Origin of the sequence: Nesterenkonia pannonica (assembly GCF_019575955.1) — a bacterium.
Lineage (GTDB): Bacteria > Actinomycetota > Actinomycetes > Actinomycetales > Micrococcaceae > Nesterenkonia > Nesterenkonia pannonica.
In genome coordinates, this window is sequence record NZ_CP080575.1 from 1,447,807 (window position 1) to 1,471,798 (window position 23,992).

General features: G+C 66.5%; 22 protein-coding genes and 10 pseudogenes. 24 read left to right on the top strand and 8 right to left on the bottom strand.

Features of this window, described 5'->3' with window-relative positions:
• Positions 1 to 2 precede the first annotated feature (2 nt).
• The 14 genes and pseudogenes from aroB (at position 3) to coaBC (ending at position 13,677) form a co-directional block, all read left to right on the top strand.
• Positions 3 to 1,055 (top strand): annotated as a pseudogene (gene aroB, locus K0H76_RS10465) (3-dehydroquinate synthase).
• Positions 1,056 to 1,115: 60 nt separating this feature from the next.
• Positions 1,116 to 1,673 (top strand): annotated as a pseudogene (gene efp / locus K0H76_RS10470) (elongation factor P).
• A gap of 6 nt (positions 1,674 to 1,679) precedes the next feature.
• Positions 1,680 to 2,099: a transcription antitermination factor NusB gene (gene nusB, locus K0H76_RS10475; protein WP_258932944.1), complete on the top strand. Its 420-nt coding sequence runs from the start codon at positions 1,680 to 1,682 to the stop codon at positions 2,097 to 2,099.
• 103 nt (positions 2,100 to 2,202) lie between these two features.
• Positions 2,203 to 2,733: pseudogene (gene pyrR / locus K0H76_RS10480) on the top strand (bifunctional pyr operon transcriptional regulator/uracil phosphoribosyltransferase PyrR).
• Positions 2,730 to 3,711: pseudogene (locus K0H76_RS10485) on the top strand (aspartate carbamoyltransferase catalytic subunit). Before pyrR ends, K0H76_RS10485 begins: the two co-directional pseudogenes overlap by 4 nt.
• Positions 3,704 to 5,044: pseudogene (locus K0H76_RS10490) on the top strand (dihydroorotase). The pseudogenes K0H76_RS10485 and K0H76_RS10490 overlap by 8 nt, the downstream one beginning before the upstream one ends.
• A complete protein-coding gene (locus K0H76_RS10495; RefSeq protein WP_258932945.1) occupies positions 5,041 to 5,247 on the top strand; it encodes a hypothetical protein in 207 nt (68 codons plus the stop codon). The pseudogene K0H76_RS10490 and the gene K0H76_RS10495 overlap by 4 nt, the downstream one beginning before the upstream one ends.
• 352 nt (positions 5,248 to 5,599) lie before the next feature.
• Positions 5,600 to 6,860: pseudogene (carA, locus tag K0H76_RS10500) on the top strand (glutamine-hydrolyzing carbamoyl-phosphate synthase small subunit).
• Positions 6,853 to 10,188: pseudogene (carB, locus tag K0H76_RS10505) on the top strand (carbamoyl-phosphate synthase large subunit). Before carA ends, carB begins: the two co-directional pseudogenes overlap by 8 nt.
• 49 nt (positions 10,189 to 10,237) lie before the next feature.
• A pseudogene (gene pyrF, locus K0H76_RS10510) lies at positions 10,238 to 11,030 on the top strand (orotidine-5'-phosphate decarboxylase).
• A 142-nt stretch (positions 11,031 to 11,172) separates the two neighbouring features.
• Positions 11,173 to 11,492: pseudogene (locus K0H76_RS10515) on the top strand (DNA-binding protein).
• Between the two features lie 55 nt (positions 11,493 to 11,547).
• Positions 11,548 to 12,122 (top strand): annotated as a pseudogene (gene gmk / locus K0H76_RS10520) (guanylate kinase).
• 15 nt (positions 12,123 to 12,137) lie between these two features.
• A complete protein-coding gene (gene rpoZ / locus K0H76_RS10525) occupies positions 12,138 to 12,455 on the top strand; it encodes a DNA-directed RNA polymerase subunit omega (RefSeq protein WP_258932946.1) in 318 nt (105 codons plus the stop codon).
• 10 nt (positions 12,456 to 12,465) lie between these two features.
• A complete protein-coding gene (gene coaBC, locus K0H76_RS10530) occupies positions 12,466 to 13,677 on the top strand; it encodes a bifunctional phosphopantothenoylcysteine decarboxylase/phosphopantothenate--cysteine ligase CoaBC (protein ID WP_258932947.1) in 1,212 nt (403 codons plus the stop codon).
• Between the two features lie 195 nt (positions 13,678 to 13,872).
• Here the strand turns inward: coaBC and K0H76_RS10535 are convergent, their stop codons facing one another.
• The 5 genes from K0H76_RS10535 to K0H76_RS10555 form a co-directional block, all read right to left on the bottom strand.
• Complete coding sequence (locus K0H76_RS10535) at positions 13,873 to 14,049, bottom strand: hypothetical protein (protein ID WP_258932948.1); 177 nt, start codon at positions 14,047 to 14,049, stop codon at positions 13,873 to 13,875.
• A 106-nt stretch (positions 14,050 to 14,155) separates the two neighbouring features.
• Positions 14,156 to 14,773 carry an ABC transporter substrate-binding protein gene (locus tag K0H76_RS10540; protein ID WP_258932949.1) on the bottom strand — a complete coding sequence of 206 codons (618 nt, stop codon included), beginning with the start codon at positions 14,771 to 14,773 and terminating at the stop codon, positions 14,156 to 14,158.
• Positions 14,774 to 15,023: 250 nt separating this feature from the next.
• Positions 15,024 to 15,362, bottom strand: coding sequence for an amidohydrolase family protein (locus K0H76_RS10545; protein ID WP_258932950.1), 339 nt, complete (start codon positions 15,360 to 15,362; stop codon positions 15,024 to 15,026).
• Positions 15,363 to 15,376: 14 nt separating this feature from the next.
• A complete protein-coding gene (locus tag K0H76_RS10550) occupies positions 15,377 to 15,910 on the bottom strand; it encodes an amidohydrolase family protein (protein ID WP_258932951.1) in 534 nt (177 codons plus the stop codon).
• 16 nt (positions 15,911 to 15,926) lie between these two features.
• A complete protein-coding gene (locus tag K0H76_RS10555; RefSeq protein WP_258932952.1) occupies positions 15,927 to 16,388 on the bottom strand; it encodes a MarR family transcriptional regulator in 462 nt (153 codons plus the stop codon).
• 195 nt (positions 16,389 to 16,583) lie between these two features.
• Between K0H76_RS10555 and K0H76_RS10560 the strand changes: the two genes are divergently transcribed.
• From K0H76_RS10560 to K0H76_RS10605, 10 genes are all read left to right on the top strand, one after another.
• Positions 16,584 to 17,024 carry a MaoC family dehydratase gene (locus tag K0H76_RS10560; RefSeq protein ID WP_258932953.1) on the top strand — a complete coding sequence of 147 codons (441 nt, stop codon included), beginning with the start codon at positions 16,584 to 16,586 and terminating at the stop codon, positions 17,022 to 17,024.
• Between the two features lie 11 nt (positions 17,025 to 17,035).
• The gene (locus tag K0H76_RS10565) at positions 17,036 to 17,773 is read left to right on the top strand and encodes an SDR family NAD(P)-dependent oxidoreductase (RefSeq protein ID WP_258932954.1); all 738 of its coding nucleotides are present in this window, start codon (positions 17,036 to 17,038) and stop codon (positions 17,771 to 17,773) included.
• A 2-nt stretch (positions 17,774 to 17,775) separates the two neighbouring features.
• A complete protein-coding gene (locus K0H76_RS10570; RefSeq protein WP_258932955.1) occupies positions 17,776 to 18,024 on the top strand; it encodes a hypothetical protein in 249 nt (82 codons plus the stop codon).
• Between the two features lie 4 nt (positions 18,025 to 18,028).
• Complete coding sequence (locus K0H76_RS10575; RefSeq protein ID WP_258932956.1) at positions 18,029 to 19,012, top strand: AMP-binding protein; 984 nt, start codon at positions 18,029 to 18,031, stop codon at positions 19,010 to 19,012.
• A 44-nt stretch (positions 19,013 to 19,056) separates the two neighbouring features.
• Positions 19,057 to 19,650, top strand: coding sequence for a hypothetical protein (locus K0H76_RS10580; protein WP_258932957.1), 594 nt, complete (start codon positions 19,057 to 19,059; stop codon positions 19,648 to 19,650).
• Positions 19,647 to 19,853: a hypothetical protein gene (locus tag K0H76_RS10585; RefSeq protein ID WP_258932958.1), complete on the top strand. Its 207-nt coding sequence runs from the start codon at positions 19,647 to 19,649 to the stop codon at positions 19,851 to 19,853. The genes K0H76_RS10580 and K0H76_RS10585 overlap by 4 nt, the downstream gene beginning before the upstream one ends.
• A gap of 31 nt (positions 19,854 to 19,884) precedes the next feature.
• Entirely contained in the window at positions 19,885 to 20,859 is a 975-nt protein-coding gene (locus K0H76_RS10590) for an acyl-CoA dehydrogenase family protein (RefSeq protein WP_258932959.1), read from the top strand.
• Positions 20,860 to 20,901: 42 nt separating this feature from the next.
• Positions 20,902 to 21,366 (top strand): hypothetical protein, encoded by a 465-nt coding sequence (locus tag K0H76_RS10595; protein ID WP_258935384.1) that lies wholly within the window; start codon positions 20,902 to 20,904, stop codon positions 21,364 to 21,366.
• Positions 21,367 to 21,503: 137 nt separating this feature from the next.
• Positions 21,504 to 22,301 carry a hypothetical protein gene (locus K0H76_RS10600; protein ID WP_258932960.1) on the top strand — a complete coding sequence of 266 codons (798 nt, stop codon included), beginning with the start codon at positions 21,504 to 21,506 and terminating at the stop codon, positions 22,299 to 22,301.
• Positions 22,298 to 22,657, top strand: coding sequence for a hypothetical protein (locus K0H76_RS10605; protein ID WP_258932961.1), 360 nt, complete (start codon positions 22,298 to 22,300; stop codon positions 22,655 to 22,657). Before K0H76_RS10600 ends, K0H76_RS10605 begins: the two co-directional genes overlap by 4 nt.
• 124 nt (positions 22,658 to 22,781) lie before the next feature.
• On the opposite strand, the gene K0H76_RS10610 is transcribed toward K0H76_RS10605, so the two are convergent.
• The 3 genes from K0H76_RS10610 to K0H76_RS10620 are packed head-to-tail and all read right to left on the bottom strand — an operon-like array spanning position 22,782 to position 23,913.
• Entirely contained in the window at positions 22,782 to 23,111 is a 330-nt protein-coding gene (locus K0H76_RS10610) for a hypothetical protein (RefSeq protein WP_258932962.1), read from the bottom strand.
• An 8-nt stretch (positions 23,112 to 23,119) separates the two neighbouring features.
• Positions 23,120 to 23,536, bottom strand: a complete 417-nt coding sequence (locus tag K0H76_RS10615; RefSeq protein WP_258932963.1) for a lysophospholipase — start codon at positions 23,534 to 23,536, stop codon at positions 23,120 to 23,122.
• Positions 23,533 to 23,913, bottom strand: a complete 381-nt coding sequence (locus K0H76_RS10620) for a hypothetical protein (RefSeq protein ID WP_258932964.1) — start codon at positions 23,911 to 23,913, stop codon at positions 23,533 to 23,535. The genes K0H76_RS10615 and K0H76_RS10620 overlap by 4 nt, the downstream gene beginning before the upstream one ends.
• Between the last annotated feature and the right edge of the window lie 79 nt (positions 23,914 to 23,992).

Here is a 23,992-nt window from a genome sequence, read left to right on the forward strand (position 1 = left end):
ACGTGGTGATCGGCAACGGCCTGCTCGCGGCTGCCGGACATGATCGGCCCGGGCCCGGAGCGGGTGCTCGTCATCCACCCGCGCGCGCTGCGCGCCACCGGCGACGTCGTGCGCGAGGACCTGGAGAAGGTAAGCTACACGGCGCTTGTCGCTGAGATCCCGGACGCTGAGGAGGGCAAGCATATCCAGGTGGCCGCCTTCTGCTGGCAGGTTCTGGGGCAGAACGACTTCACCCGCTCAGACGCCGTCGTGTCCGTCGGCGGCGGCGCGGTCTCCGACGCAGCAGGGTTCGTCGCCGCCACATGGCTCCGCGGCGTGAAGGTGATCCACATGCCCACCACGCTGCTGGGCATGGTCGATGCCGCCATCGGAGGAAAGACCGGAATCAACACGGCCGAGGGCAAGAACCTGGTGGGCTCCTTCCACCAGCCCGCCGGAGTTCTGGCCGACCTGGACACACTCATCACCCTTCCCCGCAACGAGCTGGTGGCGGGACTGGCCGAAGTCGTGAAGTGCGGCTTCATCGCCGACGAGCGCATCCTCGAGATCATCGAGGCCTCTCCGGAGGCTGCGCAGAACCCGCATTCGCCCCAGCTGCGTGAGCTGATCACACGTGCGATCCAGGTCAAGGTCGACGTCGTCTCGGTCGACGCCCACGAGGCAGGGGTCCGTGAGAGGGTCAACTACGGGCATACCCTCGGTCACGCCATCGAGCTTGCTGAGAGGTACCAGTGGCGTCACGGCGCCGCGATCTCGGTCGGAATGGTCTTCGCCGCCGAGGTGGCGAGGAGCTTGGTAAACTCACGGACGAGGAGGTCGACCGTCACCGGTCCGTCCTCTCCTCCCTGGGCCTGCCGATCACCTACCGCGACGATCGCTGGAACCAGCTGCTCGAGGGGATACGTCGGGACAAGAAGAACCGCGGCGACACCCTTCGGTTTGTGCTCCTCAACGGTGTGGGCTCGGCTTCCACAGTGGAGATCCCAGATGCTTCGCTGCTGTTTGCCGCCTACCAGGAGATCGGCGAGGAGCCGACGCAGACCGTCTCCCTGTAGGATGGCCTGCTGGTATTCGTGAATCGAGTCGAACACTCTGCGCAAGGCTGAGAGGAACCTGTGGCAAGCTCCAACGACATCAAGAACGGCTCCGTGCTGAAGCTCGAGGGTCAGCTGTGGAACACGCTGGAGTTCCAGCACGTCAAGCCCGGCAAGGGCGGCGCGTTCATCCGCACCAAGCTGAGGAACATCAGGTCGGGCAAAGTGGTCGACAAGACCTTCAACGCCGGGGCAAAGGTGGAGTTCGCCACGGTGGACCGGTCGGACTATCAGTACCTGTACCAGGATGGTGATGACTTCGTCTTCATGGACATGCGGGACTACGACCAGATCATCGTGCCCGCCTCGGTCGTCGGCAGCTCGGCGAACTATCTCCTCGAATCTGCCACGGCAACGATTGCCATGCACGAAGGCACTCCGCTCTACCTGGACCTGCCTCCTTCGGTCGAGCTGAAGATCACATACACCGAGCCGGGCATTCAGGGCGACCGCTCCAAGGCGGGCACCAAGTAAGCCACTCTGGAGACGGGCGCGGAGATCCAGGTGCCGCTCTTCGTCGATCAGGGCACCACAGTGAAAGTCGACACGCGTGGCGGCGAATACCTGGGGCGGGTCTGATCCTCCTTGGCTAAACGCAGCAGAGCTCGTCTTCGGGCGCTCGAGATTCTCTTCGAGGCCGAGCAGCGGAGCATGGCGCCCGATCAGGTGCTGGCCGCTCGGACCCAGCACTCGGAGCTCACGTCCAACGAGTATGTGACCGAGATCCTCAACGGTGTCACAGAGCATCAGGCCGAGATCGACGAGCTGCTCTCCACCTACGCCCGCGGCTGGACGCTGGAGCGTATGCCGCGGGTCGATGTGATGGCACTGCGCATTGGGGCCTGGGAGCTGCTCCACAACCCAGATATTCCCGATGGGGTGGCCGTGGCCGAAGCAGTGGCTCTGGTGCGTCAGATGTCCACCAACGAGTCCCCGCAGTTCGTCAACGGGCTTCTGGGGCGCCTGCAGCAGCTGAAGCCGAGTCTCGGGGACGGTGAGGGCTGAGCCTGCGATAGGCTGAGCCCACTAGCCAACTCCTTTAATGATCGTCCTGTGAGGCGAGGAAGGAGTCAATACGGTGAGCGAGTCACCTGAGACGACCCAGGTCATGGGCGCATCTGACATTGATCGTGCCCTGACCCGCATATCCCACGAAATCGTGGAAGCCCAGCGCGGCACTGAGAGCCTGATCGTGCTGGGGATACCCCGCAGGGGCGTCCCCTGGCCTCACGGCTTGCCGAACGTCTTCAGAGCATCGACCCAGACTTCGACGCGGACGCTCGATCCGGGGCCCTGGACGTGACGATGTACCGCGATGATCTGCGAAGCCGCGCCGCACGAACCCCGAACCCACCCAGCTTCCTCAGACCGGCATCGACGGGGCGACGGTGATCCTGGTCGACGACGTCCTCTACTCCGGCCGGACGGTGCGAGCCGCTCTGGACGCGCTCTCGGATCTGGGCCGTCCTCGGTCGGTGCGGCTGGCCGTCCTCGTGGACCGAGGCCACCGGCAGCTGCCGATCCGCGCCGATCACGTGGGCAGAATCTTCCCACCGCGCGCGATGAGCGCGTGCAGGTGCGGCTCCACGGCGTGGACGGGGTCAGTCGCGCCGACGAAGCCGTGGTGATCGAACGATGAAGCACCTCCTCTCCACCGCAGACCTCAGCCGCGAGGACGCTCTCGCGATCCTGGACACCGCAGAGGAGATGGCTGCCGTCTCCGCGCGGGAGGTCAAGAAGCTGCCTACTCTGCGCGGCCGGACCGTGGTGAACCTGTTCTATGAGGACTCCACGCGAACACGCGTCTCCTTCGAGGCGGCGGCCAAGAGGCTCTCGGCCGACGTCGTCAACTTCTCCGCCAAAGGCTCCTCCGTGTCAAGGGCGAATCCCTCAAGGACACCGTCCAGACGCTGGAGGCGATGGGGGCGGACGCCGTCGTCATTCGGCACAGCGCCTCGGGCGCAGCCGCGCAGCTCGCCGCAAGCGACTGGACGGATGCCGCCGTGGTGAACGCCGGAGACGGAACGCATGAGCACCCCACCCAGGCCCTCCTCGACGCCCTCACGCTGCGTCGGGACTGGAGCGCTGCCCAGGGGCCGAGACGCCGCGCGGGGCAGACCTGGTAAGCATGAAGGTCCTGATCGTCGGCGATGTCGTGCATTCCCGCGTCGCCCGGTCCAACATCTGGCTGCTGCAGACTCTGGGCGCGGAGGTCATTCTCGCCGCCCCGGCCACCCTGCTGCCCCAGTCTGTGGGACGGTGGCCGGTGACCGTCCGGTACAGCCTCGACGACGCGCTGGCCGAGGGACCGGACGCCGTGATGATGCTGCGCGTCCAGGCGGAGCGCATGGGAGGCGCCTACTTCCCTCACGCCGCCGAGTACAGCAGCAGATGGGGGCTCACCGACGAGCGGCTGAAGGTCGTCGAGCGGCTCCGGATGGGAGACGCTGATCGTCGCGCCATCATTCTTCACCCCGGCCCCATGAACCGAGGGGTTGAGATTTCGGCCGCAGCGGCTGACTCGGCCCAATCCCGCATCACTGATCAGGTGGCCCACGGAGTGTCCGTTCGGATGGCCGTGCTTCACCTGCTGCTCACAGGAGGCCCCGATGTCTGACTCATACCTGATCTCTGGAGCTCGACCCTACGGGGAGGAGCCTGCCGACATGCTGATCGCCGATGGAGTGATCGCTGAGATCGGTGAGCGCGCCGGATCCCGGGCGTCCCAGATGGAGAACGTCGTCGAGATCGATGCCTCAGGCATGGTCGCTCTGCCCGGAATGGTGGATCTGCACACTCATCTCCGCGAGCCCGGACGCGAAGATGCGGAGACGGTGGAGACAGGGACCCGCGCTGCGGCCAAGGGAGGCTTCACGGCTGTCCACGCGATGGCCAACTCGTTCCCCGTGGCGGACTCCGCTGGGGTCGTGGAGCAGGTCCGTAGGCTGGGCGAGGAGTCCGGCTGGGCGGAGGTGCATCCGGTCGGCGCCGTCACCGTCGGCTTGGAGGGGAGCGGCTCGCCGAGATGGGAGCCATGGCCTCATCTGAGGCGCAGGTGCGCATGTTCTCCGACGACGGACACTGCGTCGCCGACCCGCAGCTGATGCGTCGAGCCCTCGAATACGTCAAGTCCTTCGGCGGCTTCATCGCTCAGCATGCGCAGGATCCGAGCCTGACCTCGTGGGGAACGGCGAACGCCGCCCAGATGAATGAGGGCGAGGTCTCGGCGGTGCTGGGGCTGCCGGGCTGGCCCTCGGTGGCCGAAGAGGCGATCATCGCCCGCGACGTGCTGCTCGCCGACTATGTGGGCTCTCGGCTCCACATCTGCCACGTCTCGACGAAGGGGTCGGTGGACATCGTGCGCTGGGCGAAGCAGCGCGGCATCAGCGTCACCGCCGAGGTGACGCCCCATCACCTGCTGCTGACCGACGAGCTCGTCCGCAGCTATGACCCCGTCTACAAAGTCAACCCCGCTGCGCACCGAAGCTGATGCTGAGGCGCTGCGCGAAGGTCTGGCCGACGGCACCATCGACGTCGTGGGCACCGACCATGCTCCGCATCCGACTCAGGCCAAGGAATGCGAATGGCAGCAGGCAGCGATGGGCATGACCGGCCTGGAGACGGCACTGTCCGGCGTTCAGCGCGCCATGATTGAGACCGGCCTCATCGGCTGGCGACGATTCGCCGAAGTCACCGCCGAGCGACCCGCAGAGATCTACGGGCACCAGCATCAGGGGCGCCCGTTGGCAGCGGGTGAGCCTGCACATCTCATTCTGGTCGATGCGCAGGCCCGCCGCGTCGTCGTGCCCGAGGAGCACGCTACGAAGGGCCGCAACAGTCCCTTCCGCGGAGTCGAACTGCCGGGCCAGGTGATCGCCACCTTCCTGGGCGGCCACCCCACGGTGCTTGACGGGCAGCTCGCCACCTCCCGCACCGGGAGGACCGCATGATGGCAGGGTCGCTGCTGACGGCTGACGCGGCCGTCCGTCAGCTGGACATGACGGGCACATACCTCAACTACCTGTGGGTCTCTGGGGCTGTCATCCTCGTCATCTGCCTGCTGCTGTGGTGGGGGTGGCGCGGGCGCAAGCGCCGCCAGGAGATCTTCCGGCTCCGGGCGACGTTCCTGCGGAGATCCTCGAGGCCGAGCTAAGCAGCGGCTGCCGAAGGCATGGTGATCGGCACCGTCAGCGCCTCCGACTACCTCGACCGCATCGCCGTCCACCAGCTCGGACTGCGCACCGGCGGACGCTTGGAGGTCCACGACGCCGGGGTGGCCGTATTCCGGGCCGGGAGCGCCAACTTCCTCATACCGGCCGACGACCTGCACCACGTCCGCACCGATCGCGGAGTGGTCGGCAAATTCGTCGAGCGCGACGGAGCGATCATCATCGGATGGTCCCTGGGCGGCTACGAGGTTGAGACCGCATTCCGCCCCGCCATGCCGCCGAGGCCCAACGACTGCTTGATGTCCTGCATCCCAGAACAGGAGAGAACCCCACCTCATGAGCACCTCATCCCCAGCACTCCTCCTCCTGGAGGACGGCTCCTCGTATTCGGGCCGGGCCTTCGGCGCCGAGGGCACCACCCTCGGCGAAGCTGTGTTCTCCACCGGAATGACCGGCTATCAGGAAACCCTCACGGACCCCAGCTACGCGCGTCAGATCGTGGTGATGACGGCTCCGCACATCGGAAACACCGGCATCAACGATGAGGATCCAGAGTCTCGCCGGGTCTGGGTCGCGGGCTACGTGGTCCGGGACGCATCCCGCCGTCCCTCCAACTGGCGGTCCGAGCGCAGCCTCCACGATGAGCTGGCCGCCCAGGAGGTCGTGGGCATCAGCGACGTCGACACCCGGGCGATCACCCGACGGCTCCGTGACCAGGGGTCGATGAAGGTAAGCATCTTCTCCGGCGAGGCGGCCCGAGCGCCGCTGCCGGAGCTGCTGGAGCAGGTCCGCAGCCAGCCGGGCATGCTCGGAGCGCGCCTGGCCGAAGAGGTCACCGCCGAGCACGCGTACGTGGTGGAGCCACCGACCATGGGTGGAACGAGGAACCTGTGGGAACGGTCGCCGCCATCGACTTGGGCATCAAGTCGATGACTCCGGTGCGGATGGCTGAGCGGGGGCTGCGCGTGCATGTGCTGCCCGCCACGTCCACCTTCGAGGAGATCCAGTCGATCCGCCCCGACGGCGTATTCCTCTCGAACGGACCGGGGACCCGGCGACCGCGGCTTACCAGGTCGGCATGCTCCGCGAAGTCCTCGGCACTGGCACCCCGTTCTTCGGGATCTGCTTCGGGAACCAGATCCTGGGGAGGGCCCTGGGCTTCGGCACCTACAAGCTGCCGTTCGGCCACCGAGGCATCAACCAGCCTGTGATGGACCACGCCACAGGCAAGGTGGAGATCACCAGCCAGAACCACGGCTTCGCCGTGGACGCCCCCGTGGGTGAGACGATCACCGCGCCTCAGCATGAGTTCGGGAGAGTCCAGGTCAGCCACAGCTCTCTGAACGACGGCGTCGTCGAGGGGCTCCGCTGCCTGGACATCCCGGCATTCAGCGTGCAGTACCACCCGGAGGCGGCGGCAGGCCCGCACGATTCCGCCTACCTCTTCGACCGCTTCGTCGAGCTCATACGCGCTGCGCAGTCCGGAGAGTCGGCGACCGGTGCCGACACGCTCCCGCCCGCAGACCGACGCCCCAGCGCTGAGCTCGACGCTGAGAACAAAGCCGCACCGACCACAGGAGACGCCGCCCATGCCTAAGCGCCAGGACCTCAAATCCGTGATGGTGATCGGCTCCGGCCCGATCGTGATCGGCCAGGCTGCCGAGTTCGACTATTCGGGGACCCAGGCCCTGCGCGTCCTGAAGGAGGAGGGCATCCGTGTCATCCTCGTGAACTCCAACCCGGCCACCATCATGACGGACCCTGAGTTCGCCGACGCCACCTATGTGGAGCCCATCAGCCCGGCCGTGGTGGCGAAGATCATCGCCAAGGAGCGCCCAGATGCCCTGCTGCCGACCCTCGGCGGCCAGACGGCCCTGAACACGGCGATCGCCTTGGACAAGGACGGCACCCTCGAGCAGTACTCGGTGGAGCTCATCGGTGCGAACATCGAAGCCATCGAGCTGGGCGAGGACCGTCAGAAGTTCAAGGGCGTCGTGGAGCGCTCCGGCGGCGAGTCGGCGCGCTCCACCATCGTGCACTCGATGGACGAAGCCCTCGACGCCGTGCAGGATCTCGGCCTATCCGGTCGTTGTCCGCCCCTCCTTCACCATGGGCGGGCTCGGTTCGGGCATGGCCTACAACGAGGAGGACCTTCACCGCATCGTAAGCGTTACCTGCAGTACTCACCCACCACGGAGGTGCTCCTGGAGGAGTCGATCCTCGGGTGGAAGGAGTACGAGCTGGAGATGATGCGCGACGCCAACGACAACGTGGTCGTCGTCTGCTCGATCGAGAACCTCGACCCCGTGGGCGTCCACACAGGCGACTCCATCACCGTGGCTCCGGCCATGACGCTCACCGACCGGGAGTACCAGAAGCTCAGAGACATCTCCATCAACGTGATCCGCGAAGTCGGCGTCGACACCGGCGGGTGCAACATCCAGTTCGCGGTGGACCCTGACACCGGTCGCGTCGTGGTCATTGAGATGAACCCCAGGGTCTCGCGCTCCTCGGCGCTGGCGTCGAAGGCAACGGGCTTCGCCATCGCGAAGATCGCGACCAAGCTGGCGCTCGGCTACACCCTCGATGAGATCCCGAACGACATCACGCAGAAGACGCCCGCGAGCTTCGAGCCCACGCTGGACTATGTGGTGGTGAAGATTCCGCGCTTCGCGTTCGAGAAGTTCCCGGCAGCCGACCCCACGCTGACGACCACCATGAAGTCCGTCGGAGAGGCGATGGCGATAGGGCGCAGCTTCACCGAAGCCCTGCAGAAGGCGCTGCGCTCGCTCGAGCAGCGGGACAGCGAGTTCGCCTTCGACGCACCTGAGGACGTGTCGCCGCTCCTCGACGCTATGGCCACGGCCACTACGGAGCGGCTCTACCAGGTGCAGCAGGCGCTCAATGCCGGCGCTGACATGGAGACGGTCTATGGCATCACCAAGATCGACCGGTGGTACTTGGATCAGATCAGTCTCATCAACGAGACCGCCCACACGCTGAGAACGTCCCCGGAGCTCGACGAGGATGTGCTGCGACTGGCCAAGCGCCACGGATTCTCGGATGAGCAGATCGGTTAGCTCCGCCACATGGACCCGGCCGTGGTGCGCGGAGTGCGCCACGCTCTGGGGTGCGACCGGTGTACAAGACGGTGGACACCTGCGCAGCCGAGTTCCCCGCCTTCACCCCTTACCACTACTCCAGCTACGACTTCGAGAACGAGATCGCCGAGCATGAGCGGCCCTCGGTGATCATCCTCGGCTCAGGCCCCAACCGCATCGGCCAGGGGATCGAGTTCGACTACTCCTGCGTCCACGCCACGATGGCCCTGCGCGACGCCGGCTGGGAGACGGTGATGGTCAACTGCAACCCTGAGACGGTGTCGACCGACTACGACGTCTCGGACCGGCTCTACTTCGAGCCGCTCACCCTCGAGGATGTCTTGGAGATCATCCACGCCGAGGAGCAGACCGGGGAGTCGTCGGAGTCTTCGTTCAGCTGGGCGGGCAGACTCCGCTCAAGCTCGCTCAGCAGCTCGCCGATGCGGGGGTGCCGATTCTGGGCACCAGCCCCGCGGCCATCGACCTGGCGGAGGAGCGCGGCGAGTTCGACCAGGTCCTGCAGCGGGCTGGACTGACCGCGCCGAAGAACGGCACGGCGGTGAGCTTCGAGGACGCAAAGCGAGTGGCTGACGAGATCGGCTACCCGGTGCTCGTCCGCCCCTCGTACGTCCTCGGCGGCCGCGGGATGGAGATCGTCTACGACGAGCCGGGGCTGGCGCGCTACATCGCCAACGCCACTGAGGTCACTCCCGAGCACCCCGTGCTTGTCGACCGCTTTCTCGAGGATGCCATCGAGGTTGATGTGGACGCACTGTATGACGGGTCCCAGCTCTACCTCGGCGGCATCATGGAGCACATCGAGGAGGCTTAAGCATCCACTCCGGCGACTCCGCCTGCGCGCTGCCGCCCATCACCTTGGGCCCGGACGTGCTGGCCCGAGTCCGGGAAGCCACCGCCGCGATCGCAGAAGGCGTGGGCGTCCGAGGACTGATCAACATCCAGTTCGCCGTCGCTGCTGACGTGCTGTACGTCATCGAGGCCAATCCGCGGGCCTCGCGCACGGTGCCCTTCGTGTCGAAGGCCACCGGTGTGCAGCTCGCGAAGGCCGCCGCACTGATCGGCACTGGGGTGAGCATCGCCGAGCTGCGCACCGGCTCGGGGCATCCCCGCGCGGGTCTGCTCCCGGCTCAGGGAGACGGCTCGCTGCTTCCTCCCGGAGCGCCGGTGGCGGTCAAGGAGGCTGTGCTTCCATTCGCGAGGTTCCGCACTCCGGAGGGTCGCGTCGTCGACTCTCTGCTGGGCCCGGAGATGCGCTCAACCGGTGAGGTGATGGGCATCGACAAGCACTTCGACACCTCCTTCGCAAAGTCTCAGCAGGCGGCCAGCAATCCGCTGCCGGTGAGCGGGAAGGTGTTCGTCTCTGTGGCCAACCGGGACAAGCGCGGGGTCATCATGCCGATCAAGCGGCTCGCGGACCTGGGCTTCTCGCTGGTGTCGACCGGCGGCACCGCCGACGTCCTGCGGCGCAACGGGGTCCAGTGCGAGGAGGTCGCCAAAATAGGCGATGACAGCGGCACCGAGACCATCCTCGACGTGGTGGAGGCTGGGCGCATCGACCTGATCATCAACACGCCGTCAGGCGGGGAGGCGCGCTCCGACGGCTACGAGATCCGCGCGGCAGCAACCTCGTTGGGCGTGCCCGTCATCACCACCGTCGCCGAGCTGGGCGCAGCCGTTGCAGGCCATCGAAGCGCTGGGCAGATTCGAATGGTCCGTCACCTCCTCCAGGAGCACGCCGAGAGGCTGCACGAAGCGGGGTTCAGCACGCGTGAAGATATAGCCGCCGTGGCGGAACGCGTATGACGGTCGGCTTCGGGAGGCGCTTGGAGGCGGCGATGGGGAGCACGGGCGCCTGTGCCTGGGCATCGACCCTCACGCCTCACTGCTGCAGGCGTGGGGTCTGGGGCCTCGCCGGACGGGCTGCGCGAGTTCGGTCTGCGAACGGTGGAGGCAGCCGCAGGCCGCGTGGGTGTCGTGAAGCCCCAGGTGGCGTTCTTCGAGGCGTACGGGCCGGAGGGGCTGTCCGTGCTCGCGGAGGTTCAGCAGGCCGCGCAGGATGCGGGACTCCTCGTCATCGCCGATGCCAAGCGCGGGGATATCGGATCGACCATGGCTGCCTACGCGCAGGCGTGGCTGAACCCCGCGGCTCCTCTGGGAGCTGACGCCCTGACGGTCAGCCCATATCTTGGATTCGGCGCGCTGCAGCCAGCCGTCGATGCCGCACGGACCTACGGGACGGGAATCTTTGCGCTCGCGCTGACCAGCAATCCCGAAGGCGCGGCGCTGCAGCTTGCTCGAGGTGCGGACGGCAGAACTGCGGCCGGTTCGGTGGTGGCTGCCGCTGCGCAGGCCAACGCCGCGTCCGGCAATGACGACGGCAGCCTCGGAGACGTGGGCCTGGTCGTGGGCGCCACCACCGCCCGGTACGCCCAGGAGTACGACATCGACCTCACCATCGGTAGGCCGCCCGTGCTCGCTCCTGGGTACGGAGCTCAGGGGCTTCAGCCGGGCGCATGCGCGAGGATTTCGGCCCCGCCTGGCCCCAGGTTCTGGTGAACTCCTCCCGGGAGATTCTGGGCCGGGGTCCAGACCCGGCGGCCCTGGTCGACGCGCTGGAACGCGCCCGAAAGGATCTGGACCGCTGACGGGCGAGAGCGCCCTTCGTCGCGACTGGTGCCGATCGGCGCGGTCACCGTCCGGACATGTTGCCCCTTACATCGATTGCGGCTACATTCAGCGAACAGAACATGTCCGTACGGGAAGACCCCACCTTTCGAGGAGAGCGCCGTGGCACTTCGACAGCTCAGCCAGGAAGAGCGCGACCGCGCACGGGAAAAGGCCTTGAGGCCCGAAGCGCACGGGCGCAGGTCAAACGTGAGTTCGGCGCAGGCGCCCTCAGCTTCACGCAGGTCCTCGAGCGGGCCGATGCGGAGGAGGCGATCGCTCGACTCAGGTGCACAGAGCTTCTCGAAGCCCTCCCGGGGATCGGCCGAGTCACTGCGGTCAGGATCTGCGATGAGCTCGGCGTCTCGGTGAATCGGAGGCTGGGCGGACTGGGAGTCAAGCAGCGCCGTGCGCTGACCGACCGGCTTGCCTCCTTCGCGTAGCCGGTCAGAGGTGTCGGGACAGTGGGGCCGCGGCAGGTATGGCACAATCGGCCCAATGTCAGAAGCTCCCCAGGCCACGGTTCTCGCCGGACCCACATCGGTGGGCAAGTCGACGCTGAGCAAGCACATTCGTACGCACTACCCGCAGGTGCACTTTTCAGTCTCGGCGACGACACGGCCGCCGCGCGCCGCTGAAGTCGACGGTGAGGACTACCGCTTCATCAGCCCCGAGGAGTTTGACGAGCTCATCGCGGCCGATTCGTTTCTGGAGTGGGCCACCGTCCATGGCCGTCACCGCTACGGAACGCTGCAGTCCACCGTCGAGCAGGCTGTTGCCGCAGGCAAGCGCGTGCTCCTCGAGATCGACCTGCAGGGGCCCGCCAAGTGCGCAGCCTACTGCCGGGTGCGCAGTTCGTCTTCCTGGCGCCTCCCAGCTTCGACGACTTGGTCTCTCGGCTCGCCGGCAGAGGCACCGAGGATGAGGAGGAGCGACAGCGGCGCCTCGAAACCGCTAGGATAGAGCTTGCGGCAGAATCCGAGTTCGATGTGACCATCGTCAACGATGACATCGACCGTGCCGCCCGTGAACTCATCTCACGCATGGGCCTGGACCCAGAAATCGACGTCTAAAGGAAGCATCTCTCCGTGAACCAGCTTGAAGGCATCATCGACCCACCTATCGACGAGCTCGTCGCGAAGGCTGACTCCAAGTACGCCCTCGTCCTCTTCGGCTCCAAGCGTGCGCGTCAGATCAACAACTACTACGCCCAGCTGCACCAGGGCCTGTTCGAGCACATCGGCCCTCTCGTCGAGACCAAGCTCAACGAGAAGCCGCTCTCCATCGCCCTGCGCGAGGTCCACGAGGACCTCCTGGTGATGCGGCCCCGCACTGCCGACGACGAAGCCGCTGCGTTCAGCGCCCCGCAGGCTGAGTTCGTCGAGGCTTACGGCGAAGAGGGCTGACCCAGCGCCTATGCGCGTACTTCTCGGCGTCACAGCGGGCATCGCAGCCTACAAGAGCGCGACCCTTCTGCGACTGCTGAGGGAGTCCGGCTGTGAGGTCGACGTGGTTCCCACTCCCTCCTCGCTGGAATTCGTCGGCAAGGCCACCTGGGAGGCACTCTCCGGCCGCCCCGTCACCACAGGGGTGTTCGAGGGCGTGGATGAGGTCCGGCATGTGCGGCTGGGCCAGGAAGCCGACCTCATTGTGGTCGCCCCGGCCACTGCGGACGTGCTTGCCAAGATCAGGGGAGGCCGAGCAGACGATCTGCTCACATCGAGCATCCTGGCCTCCGAGGCGCCCAAGCTGCTCGTCCCCGCGATGCACACGGAGATGTGGCGCAACCCAGCTACGACCGAGAACGTCAGTGTCCTGCGCGAGCGCGGCTTCGACGTGATGGAACCGGCGGAGGGGCGCCTGACCGGAAAAGACACCGGCAAGGGCTTACTGCCCGAGCCCGACGAGATCTTCGAACGCGCTCAGAAGCACCTTGCAGGGATCCGGGCCGCTCCGTCTGCGGCCGTGCGTGATGAAGAGGCCCAAGATCTCCGCTCCACACCTCTGCGCGGACGCGCCGTCGTCGTCACCGCAGGCGGCACACGGGAGCCGCTGGACCCAGTGCGCTTCCTGGGCAACAGGTCCTCCGGCAAGCAGGGCATCGAACTGGCACGGGCAGCTGCTGCTGCTTACGCCGACGTCCGGCTCATTCTGGGCACGGCGGAGACGACGGTGCCGCATGCAGACGAAGGCATTGTGGTGGAGCGAACAGAGACGGCGGACCAGATGCTGGCCGCGGTCCTCGCCTCTGCGCCTACCTCCGACGTGCTTCTCATGGCCGCAGCGGTCGCGGACTTCAGGCCCGCGGCATACGCCGAGGCGAAGATCAAGAAGACTGACGACGGAACGTCGCCGGTGATCGAGCTTCAGCGCAACCCCGACATTCTCGCCGAAGCCGTGCGCCGCCGGGAGAGCTCAGGCGCTCCTCAGGTCATCGTAGGCTTTGCCGCTGAGACAGGCTCAGCCGATGCAGACCCCGCAGATCTTGCTCGCGAGAAGCTTCAGCGCAAGGGATGCGATCTCCTCGTGCTCAACCAAGTGGGCGAGGGTCTCGTGTTCGGCCAGGACGAAACGAGCATCCAGGTATTCGCCTCCACGGCCGCGGAGCGGACCTCGACCTCTCGGTGAGGCCGGAACAGTCACAGGAACAAAGGCGCAGGCCGCAGAGTCGATCGTTCAGCTCGCGTCGCAGCTGCTCGCAGCGTCCGCAGCGGCGTCTGCGTAGTCGGCGCTCCAGAGGGACTGCACAGCGAAGCAGGCCCCGTGCGGTCCACGCGTCCTGGGACGGTGGGGGAGCACGGGGCCTGCTCAGCAGCTGCGCTGCTACTCGACGATGACCGAGTCGAGATCGATCTCCTCATCGATGAAGTCGTACTCCACCATGAGGTCGACCATGTCGCTGAGCTGGTCCTGCCGCGGGTCGCCGTCGAACTCTTCCATGTTGACGTTGGCGGCCGCCTCCTCAGGCAGGTCGAGGAACTCTGCCAGTGACGAAGCCACGCCTTCGGGGTCTCCCTCAGCCTGCTCGAGGACGTCCGTGAGAGCGTCCTGGAACTGCTCAACCTCTTCGGGCTCTGCGTCTGCCCGCTCCCGGAGGTGAAGCTGATCATGGTGGGCAGGCCGGGAATGACCTCCTGGTTGGGATAGCCCAGGAGCTCGAACTCGTCCTCAGCCAGAGCCTGCGAGAGGAAGGGCTCCGGCAGCCAGGCGGCGTCGATGTTGCCGCGCTCGAGCTGCGCGGCCATGTCCGGGAAGTCCACCTCGGTGAGTCCCAGCGCATCCGGGTCTCCGCCGTCCTCAGCGACGGATTCCATGATGGTGAGGTCTCCTGACCGTTGAGCACGTTGACCGCCACGGAGAGGTCCTCGAGGCCTACCCACGACTCGACGTCGTCATCGGATCGCACCACGACGCCGTTGATGTCGTCGCCCTCAGCATAGGAGTGCGAGTATCCGGTGAGGATTCGCATGTCCAGGCCCTGGTCGACGGCGACGAGCACTGAGAGCGCGTTGCCGATGGCATAGTCCATGTCCCCGGTCTGCACGGCTGGGAGCATCGCGGCCGCGCCCTGGCCCGGCGTGAGTGTCACGTCGAACCCGTGCTCCTCGAAGATGTCGTTGTCGAGGCCGTACTGGACCGCGGCGGAGGGTGCGATGGAGAGAACCCCAGGAAATCTCCGTGAGCTCGCCGTCGGCGGCGTCGTCGCCGTTGGCTGCGCCGCCATTGTCGCCGCCGTCGCCGTTGCCTCCGCAAGCGGTGAGCGTCAAGGCCACCAGGGAGCAGAGAGCGCCGGTTGTCTTGAGTCTGTGTTTCATGGGGATCCCTCGTTGAGTCGCTGGAGATGCCCGTTCCGAATTCCTCGGGACAGGGGAGAGGTCACTACTACTTGTGACTCATGCCACATTCAGTATCAGGCTACCTGTTGATCAAGTCAAGCCGATGCACCCGATCGTCTGTTTACGCGGGCGACCCTGTCAGCTGCCGTCAGAGAAGCCGAAGAGACGGGCTGCGTTCTCGAGGTAGATGAGGCGCTTCACGTCGTCGTCGTACCCGAGCTGGTCGAAGTCCCTCATCCAGCGCTCAGCCGTCAGCAGCGGAAAGTCAGTGCCGAAGAGCATCTTGTGCTTGAGCAGCGTCCTGGCGTGCTGAACGAGGTTCGGTGGGAAGTACTTGGGCGACCAGCCCGAGAGGTCGATGTGCACATGAGGCTTGTGCAGGGCCACGGACAGAGCCTCGTCCTGCCACGGGAACGACGGGTGGGCGAGGATGATCTTCAGATCCGGGAAGTCGACGGCGATGTCGTCGACGTGCATGGGGTTGGAGAACTTCAGCCGGATGCCGCCGCCGCCCGGCTACGTACGCTTGCGCCGGTGTGGCCGCTGTGGAACAGGGCGACGGTGCCGGTCTCCTCGATCGCCTCGAGGATCGGGTAGAAGCTGCGGTCGTTGGGGTAGAAGGCCTGGTAGCTCGGGTGGAACTTGAAGCCGCGGGTTCTGGCCTCGGCCAGTCGGCGCACTTCGCGTGCGGAGCGCATTCCGCCGTGGGGATCCACGCTGGAGAACGGAATGATGGTCTCCGGGTACTGGGCGGCCAGCTCGATGATCTCATCGTTGGTGACCGGATTGGGCTCGCCGGTGGCCCAGCTGGTGTCCACGGAGAAGACCACGCACATCATGTTCTGCTCGCGGTAGGTGGCAGCGAGGTCGTGGACGGTGGGGTTCTTGAAGTCTCGCCCGAAGTACTTCTGCATCGCCTCGTTGTGCTCTGCGTGCTCGGCGGAGTCGTCGGGGACATCGGCCGAGGCGAGGACGTGGGTGTGGACGTCGATGGCCACGATGTTCTCTGGCAGGGAGGTGTTCATAGTGCTCCTTAGGGGCTCAGGGTGCTTGGTTGTTGAGCTGCCGCAGGTTCCGGCGCATGGTGCGAAGGGTCAGAGCCAGCTGGTCGGCGGCCTCCCGGCTCAGTCCTTCGAGGAGCTGGGCCTCGGTGCGTGAGACGGGCTCCTCGACCGCTGCGAGGACCCGGAGGCCCTCGGGCGCAGTGTGGAGCAGCAGGCGCCGCGCGTGGGTGGGGTCCTGGTCGCGGGTGATCCAGCGACGCTCCTGCATCACGGAGACGGTCTCGGCCATCGACTGCGCTCTCACGAATGAGCGACGAGCCAGTTCCGATGAGGTGATCCCGGGGCGTGTGCGCAGCACGGACAGCGCCGTGTACTGGGCGGCGCTGAGGCCGTGCGCGGAGAGGGCCTGCTCCAGCGAGGGGCGGAACCCGGTCTCGATGAGCTTCAGCATGTACAGAAACCATCCCGCCCCGGGATCCTCTGAAGTGATCTGGTCCATACGTCCTCGCGACAGTCTCGGTGTTCAGGAGTCCGCTCAGCATAGCCGTCACCTCCTCGTGATCAGATCTCATCCAGCGAGACAAGGATTTGACCTCATGATTAAGGCTACCTGATACTCAATGTGACCCAGGTCAAGTTTTTTCGTCGAGCTATGGAGGTACACATGTCATCCGCTCCCCAGAACCCCATTTCCGTGAGCATCGAGGATCTGCCCAGCATCGAGGGCCAGAGCTTCGGCCCGTCCAGCTGGGAGACCCTCACCCAGGAGGACATCAGTCGGTACGCAGACATCTCAGGCGACCACAACCCCATTCACGTGGACGCCGAGGCTGCGGCCCGCAGCCCGTTCGGCACCATCGTGGCACACGGCTACCTCACCCTCAGCCGCGTCGTCCCGCTGATGGCAGAGGTCTTTGAGGTCAAAGACATCAGCTCCGGCATCAACTACGGGCTCGACAAGCTGCGGTTCCCCGCACCCGTGCCCGCTGAGGGCCGCATCCGCGTTCACGGCACGGTGACCCAGGTCAAGGAGATCTCAGGCGGCTACCAGGTGCACGCCGACCTGACCTGGGACGTCGAAGGAAACGACAAGCCAGCCTGCTTCGCACAGCAGGTCCTGCGCTACTACCGATGAGAGGAACGTCCATGAACGAGCACAAGACACTCGCAGAGCTGCGGGAGAAGGTCGGATCAGCTGAGCTGAACGGCAAAGTTGCCATCGTGACCGGCGCGGGTCGAGGCCTCGGCCGCTGCTATGCCCTGGCACTGGCTGCTGCCGGCGCCTCGGTCGTCGTCAACGACGCCGACGAGAAGGCCGCCGAAGGGGCCGCTGCGGACATCACTGAAGGAGGCGGCAAGGCGATCGCCGCTCCGGGCCGCGTCGGGCCGGAGGCCGAGGCCCAGCGCCTCGTCGAGACCGCCGTCGCCGAGTACGGGCGCCTGGACATCATGGTGACCAACGCCGGAATCCTGCGGGACCGCGTGTCGTGGAAGATGTCGGAGGAGGACTTCGACGCCGTCATCGGCACGCACCTGAAGGGCACGTGGACCTGCGGCAAGGCGGCCCTGCAGCAGATGCGCTCTCAGGGCGAGGGCGGGCGTCTGATCCTCATCGGCTCCCCGGCTTACCAGTTCGGGTCCTTCGGCCAGTCCAACTATGCCCCTGCCAAGGCGGGCATCGTGGCGCTGGCCCGCACATGGTCCATGGAGCTCTCGAGGGACAAGATCACGGTGAACGTAGTGGTCCCCACCGCCATGACAGCCATGACCGCCACCATTCCTGTCTACAAGGAGTGGGCCGAGGCCTACGAGAACGGTCTGCCGCTGCCGAAGGTTGCGCGCACCGACCACGCTCTGGGCAGCCCGGAGGACGTCACCCTCTGATCGTGTGGCTGGCCAGCGAGCAGGCACAGGAGGTCACAGGGCAGGCCATCGGCCTCGGCGGCGACCGGCTCACCCTCTACTCCCACCCCGCGGAGCTGGAGACCGTCGACGCATCCGAAGGCTGGGACGTCGAAGCCCTCGGCAGAACCTGGCAGGAGCAGCTGGCCTCCAAGGCCCAGCCGTCCGGCATGGGTCCCAAGCCCGATCCCACTGAGCACCCGGCCGGTGCCCCATCAGGAGACAGGGGATGACGCTGTGCGCGAGAATCACGCCAACATCTGGCAGCAGATAGCGCGCACCCGCCCGGAGAAGATCGCCCTGGTCTCAGGCGATCGTCGGTACACCTACGAGGAGTTCGAGCAGCTCGCAGAAAAGGCTGCGGGCACGCTGTCTTCCCACGGGGTGCGATCCGGCGATGCGGTCGGCTTCTATCTGCACAACACCGCCGAGTTCCTTATCGCCTTCTACGCATGCCTGAAGCTGGGTGCCACCCCGGCGCCGATGAATTACCGGTATCGCGGCGCCGAAGTGGCGGAGCTGGTGCAGACGTCCCAGCCCAAGGCCATGCTGTACCGGGCGGCCTCGCGGGAGGAGGCTGCCGAGGCGCAGCGTCTCCTCGATGAGAGCGCCCCGGCCCTGTGGGTGGAGATCGACGATGACTCAGCCCCTCAGGGCCGCGGCCCTGAGGGGGCCATCAGCTTCGACGAGCTGCTGCAGGGTCCGAGGCACGAGGATTCGGGGCCCATCAGCCCTGACGGTGAGCTGTACATCTTCACCGGCGGCACCACGGGCAGGCCCAAGGCGGTGGTGTGGGAGATAGGCGGCCTGATGGACATTCAGGGCAGCTCAACCTATCCGCCCATCGGCCTAGACATACCCGAGACGCTCGAGCAGGCCGTCGGCATCGCGACCAGCGAGTCCACGCCTCAGGTGAACACACTTCCGCTGGCCCCCTTCATCCACGCCACGGCTCTGTTCATGTCCACGAACACCCTGAACGTCGGGGGCACTGTGGTGGTGAACCCCAACGCGAGCCTCGACGCACGAGCTGCCGCGGACCTGGCGATCAGAGAGCATGTCACGCAGCTGATCGTCGCTTACGATGCGGTCGCTCTTCCCGCCGTGGAGGCTTTCGAGGAGCACCCGGATCGGGACGAGCTGGCCGTCCAGTCGGTGCTGAGCTCAGGAATGCGCTTCAGCGACGAGACCAAGGCCCGGCTCCACCGTGTGGCGCCCTGAGCATCTTCGACATCCTCGCCTCCAGCGAGGGCGGGCCCTACGCCATGGCGATCACCCGCTCAGAGGCGGATCTGCCACGCGGTTCCGTCTCACAGAGGGGGTGTGGTCCTGGACGAAGGCAACAACCAGGTGCAGGACACGCCCGGATCCACCGGCATTCTGGCCTTCCGGGAGCCCTCCCGAAGGGCTACCTCAATGAGCCGGAGCGCAGCCTGGAGACATACCCGGTGATCGACGGGGTCCGCCACGTGCGCCCGGGCGACTACGTGGAGGCTTACGAGGACAGGCACATCGAGTTCCTCGGCCGCGGCTCTGCGGTGATCAATACCGGAGGCGAGAAGGTGTACCCCGCCGAGGTGGAGCAGGCGCTCCTGGAGCACCCGGCCGTCCACGACGCGGTGGTCTTCGGCCTGCCGGATAGGCGCATGGGCGAGCAGGTCTGTGCTGTGGTGGGCGTCGAGGACGTCAGCTCCATCACCGCCGACGACCTGCGTGCATGGGTGCGGGAGCGCCTGGTAAGCTACAAGAAGCCTCGGATCGTGGCTGTCCGGCAGAGTCTGGATCGCACTCCGGCCGGGAAAGTCAACATGAAGGCTGTGAAAGAGACGGCGCGAGAAGCCGCGTCGCAGGAGACATGATGCCCGACCAGTCCGAGCTGAATCCCGTGGGTCCTGGGGACTTCTACGGATTCGCGGACCGCCTGACGGTCGCCGAAAAGGCTGCGCTGCGCAGGCTCCGCACCTTCCTGCGCGAACGTGCGGAACCCATTCTCGCCGAGCACTGGGAGTCGGCGACGCCCCGGAGTTTCTCCGGCACGAGTTCGCAGCCGGTGATTTCGTGAACTCGTGGGAGCTGCGAGAAGCGGGGAGGAGGTGCGTCCGCTCTTCGTGGGCTTCCGCAATCTGGAGCTCTCGCGGACGGACAGCTCTCTGGCGATACTCATCGGCGGTCAGATCGGCATGTTCAACGGTGTGATGCGCATGGGGCTCACACCCGAGCAGTACTCGTCGGTGCAGGCAGACATCGAGAGCTTCCGCATGACGGGATGCTTCGCTCTGACGGAGCCGGAGCACGGCTCGGACATCGCCGGAGGGCTCAGCACCTCGGCTCAGCCTGCGGGCGATGGGTGGGTGCTGAACGGCCAGAAGCGGTGGATCGGCAACGCTGCCTATTCGCAGTACGCCTTGGTGCCCGCCAAGGATTCCTCGACAGGGGAGCTGCGGGTGTTTCTGGTCCGCACCGACGCGCCCGGAGTGCGGATTGAGAAGATCCAGGGCAAGACCGCCGTGCGCATGGTCCACAACGCCCACATCTTTCTCGACGATGTGGAGGTGTCTGAGGCGGACCGGCTGCCGCGCATCTCCTCCTTCGAGGAGCTCGGCTCGGCCTTCCGCACCCTCCGGCCTGACGTGGTCTGGAATGCCGTCGGCCTGCAGGCCGGTGCCTACGAGCACACTCTGGCGTATGTGAAGCGGCGCCAGCAGTTCGGACGGCCCATCGGCAGCTTCCAGCTGGTGCAGGAGAAGCTCGTGCGCATGCTCGGCAACGTCACCGCCTCATTGGGAATGGCAGTCCAGCTCGCCGAGCTCGCTGAGCAGCAGGGCGGCGCCGACGGCGCGGTGAGCCACGCGCAGGCAGCTCTGGGCAAGTCGTGGGTCTGCGCGCGCATGCGCGAGACCGCCGCCTGGGGCCGCGAGCTGCTCGGCGGGGACGGCGTGCTCCTGGAGAACGACCTCGCGCGCTTCCATGCAGATGCTGAAGCTCTCTACACCTTCGAGGGCACCCATGAGATCAACAGCCTCATCGTGGGGCGGGAGATCACAGGCCACAGCGCCTTCCGCGGCTGAAACCTCAGGATGTGTCCGCGCCAGGGCATAGCATCGGGGGTGATGGAACGCTCTGCCTCTCAGCCGGCGCTGCTGGACGCGCCCGCCCCGTCGGCGGCTCGTCTTCCGGCGGGCGCGACGGAGGAGCTGCCGATCGCCCAGGTGCTCTTGGACTCTCCTGTGCCTCACCTGGACAGGCCGTTCGACTACGCCGTGCCCATGGATCTCTCAGAGACTGTGGTCCCGGGCGGACGGGTCAAGGTGCGGTTCTCCGGGCGCGAGTTCTCTGCGTGGGTGCTGGCTCGCCGGCAGGAGGCGAGCACTGGGGCACGTCTGAGCATGATCACGAAGGTTGTCTCGGCGCTTCCTGTTCTCTCTGCGGAGGTCATTGAGCTGGCAGGCCAGGTGGCCCGGCGCTGCGGCGGGGTGACGTCCGATGTGCTTCGCGCCGCCGTGCCCCGACGGGCCGCTCGTGTTGAGCTTGAGTTCGTACCGGAGGACTTTGCGGCAGCGGCCACCACCGGCTAACAGGCCCTCGAGCCTCAGCGGACGGCTCATCTGGTTCTGAAGTCCTACGGCTCTGCGGCGTGGCCGCAGCAGATTGTCGCGGCTGTGCAGCGGACGGTGGGGGAGTCTCCGACCCTGGGCAGGGACCGGGTGCGGCGGTGGTGCTGCCCGATCAGCGCGATGCCGAGGCCGCGCTCGCTGCGCTGGAGGCCGCTTTCGGGGCCGACCTGGTCGCTCAGCTGACTTCCGATATGGGTCCGACGTCGCGGTACCGCTCGTATCTGCGGGTGCGCTGCGGGCAGGCGCGGATAGTGGTCGGCACCCGGTCTGCGATGTTCGCACCGGTCGCTGATCTGGGTCACATCGTGATGCTGGATGACGATGATCCCTCGCACGCTGAGCCTCGGGCGCCCTACCACCACGCTCGTGATGTGGCCCTGCTGCGAGCTGTCCAGACCGGCGCGGACGTCACGTTCCTCTCGGCTCATCGCAGCCTTGAGGTGCAGCGGCTCGTAGAGCGCGGGTGGCTGGCTGAGGAGGCTCCGGACCGCACCGAGCGCAGGGCGTGGAGTCCTCAGATCATCGCCTCGGCCGACTCGTACCAGCAGAGCCGGGATCCGGCAGCTCAGCGGGCCCGGATGCCGGAGGTGGCCTACCGTGCGGCGCGACAGGGTCTCGAGCGCGGGCCGGTGCTGGTTCAGGTCGGACGCAGCGGATTTGTTCCGGCGGTGCTGTGCGCCCGATGCCGGAGTCGCCAGGAGTGCCCGAACTGCCATGGTCCGCTCGCTCTTCCCCGCACCACGGCCAGTCGCGGACGCTGCGCTGCCGGTGGTGCGGGCTGCACCACCGTGACCATCGGTGTGCTGAGTGCGGCTCCACGGAGCTGCGAGCCGCAGTGCGCGGCGCTGAGCGCACCGCCCAGGAGCTCGGACGTGCGTTTCCGAACATTCCTGTGATCTCCTCAACCGGCGATCAGCCCGCCGAACCGATCGGCGATCGGCCTGCGATCGTCGTCTCCACTCCCGGTGTGGAGCCGGTGGCGGAGGAGGGGTACGCCTCTGCCCTGCTCCTGGACGGGGACGCTCAGCTGCAGCGAGAGGGACTGGACGTGCCTCGCAGAGTCCTGGCCCGGTGGTTTCGAGCTGCGTCATTGGTGCGCCCTCACGCTGAGGGAGGGACGGTGGTGGTGACGGCGGCTGACGAGGAGCTCACGGGGCCCTGGTTCGCTGGGATCCGGTGGGCTTTGCGCGCCGTGAGCTGCACCGACGCCGAGACCTGGGCCTGCCGCCCGCGGTGCGGATGCTCAGTCTGACGGGCCAGCGGGCCGAGGCGGAGGACTTCGTGGCTGCGCTGAGCCTTCCGGCCGGGCTGGACTGGGTGGGGCCAGCGTCGACGGACAATGGAGAGCTCCGCTGGCTGCTGTTCTTCAGCTTCGCTCAGGCGGAGCAGGTGGTGGGCGAAGTCCGCAGGGTGCGTCGCACCACCAGTGCCTCAGCGGCGCGGAGCGGGCAGGAAGGTCCCTGCGCATTGCGGTCGACGATGCGGAGAGCCTGCAGATCTGAGCATGCCTGCAGTCCTGTGTCAGAGCAGCTGCAGCGAGCGGGCGAAGCGTCGTACGGAGCGTCCCAGCTCAGCGGGCTTCTCGTAATGAATGAGGTGCCCCACTCCGCGCACCAGCTCGAGGTGACCTTGGGGAGCGCATCACGCAGCCGACGTCGCCCTTGAGGGGTGCCGAGGCTGTCCTCCGCTCCGGCAGCCAGCAGCACAGGCAGGCTCAGACCCTCGGCGAAGTCAGCGGCTGTGCTTCTGCTTGAGGCCCGGTAGGCGTCGAGGAGCGTCGCAATGTCGGAGTAGCCCCGAAGAAGCGGCGGTGCTGATCGCGCACGTATTCGCGCAGGGCCGGGTCGCGGCTGCTGATGAGGGAGACATTGGTGATCTCCATGATCGTCTCGGATCGCAGCAGCGCGTGTCCTGCCCGTTCGGGCAGGATCCGGCTGAGCTGGTAGTAGGCCTCGACGGCCGCCGCTCCCACCATGGCGGGCCATCTGAAGATGGTCTCGCTCACGGGTGCGCTGAGGATGAGACCAGCCCAGGGCAGCTCAGTGTGTGCGGCGTGGGCCGCGGTGACGATGGTTCCGAACGAGTGGCCCAGCAGAAGATCCCCGGAGCCCAGGCGCAGTGCCTCACTCACGGCGGAGACATACGCCGCGTAGACCTCCAGGGTGTGCTCGACGCGACTGCCTGCGTCGTCTGTGACGGGGGTGCGGCATTGAAGCCGGGCAGGTCAGGGACCATGAGCTCGAACTCGGGCAGCGCATCGGCCATGAGCTGAAGCCCGTGGTGATCGCCTCGAAAGCCGTGGATCATGAGCATCCGAGGTGCGGCTCTGCTCTGAGCACCGTCCGAGGCGTGTGCGAGCGGACCGGGAGCTGCGGGGAATCGCCATAGGTGCGCCTCGGCATGAAGCGTCCTGCCGTTCAGGCTGAGGGTGAGGCTGAGCTGCTCGGAGATGCCTTCACGGTGCGGGTATCCGGACCAGGCAGGGACATCTTGGACGGGACTCTTCACGTGTGCCAGCCTACGAGATCGCCGCAGGGGCGCCGCCGCTTAGACTGGTCGGGTTCTGTTGTCCCCCAATCGATCGAAG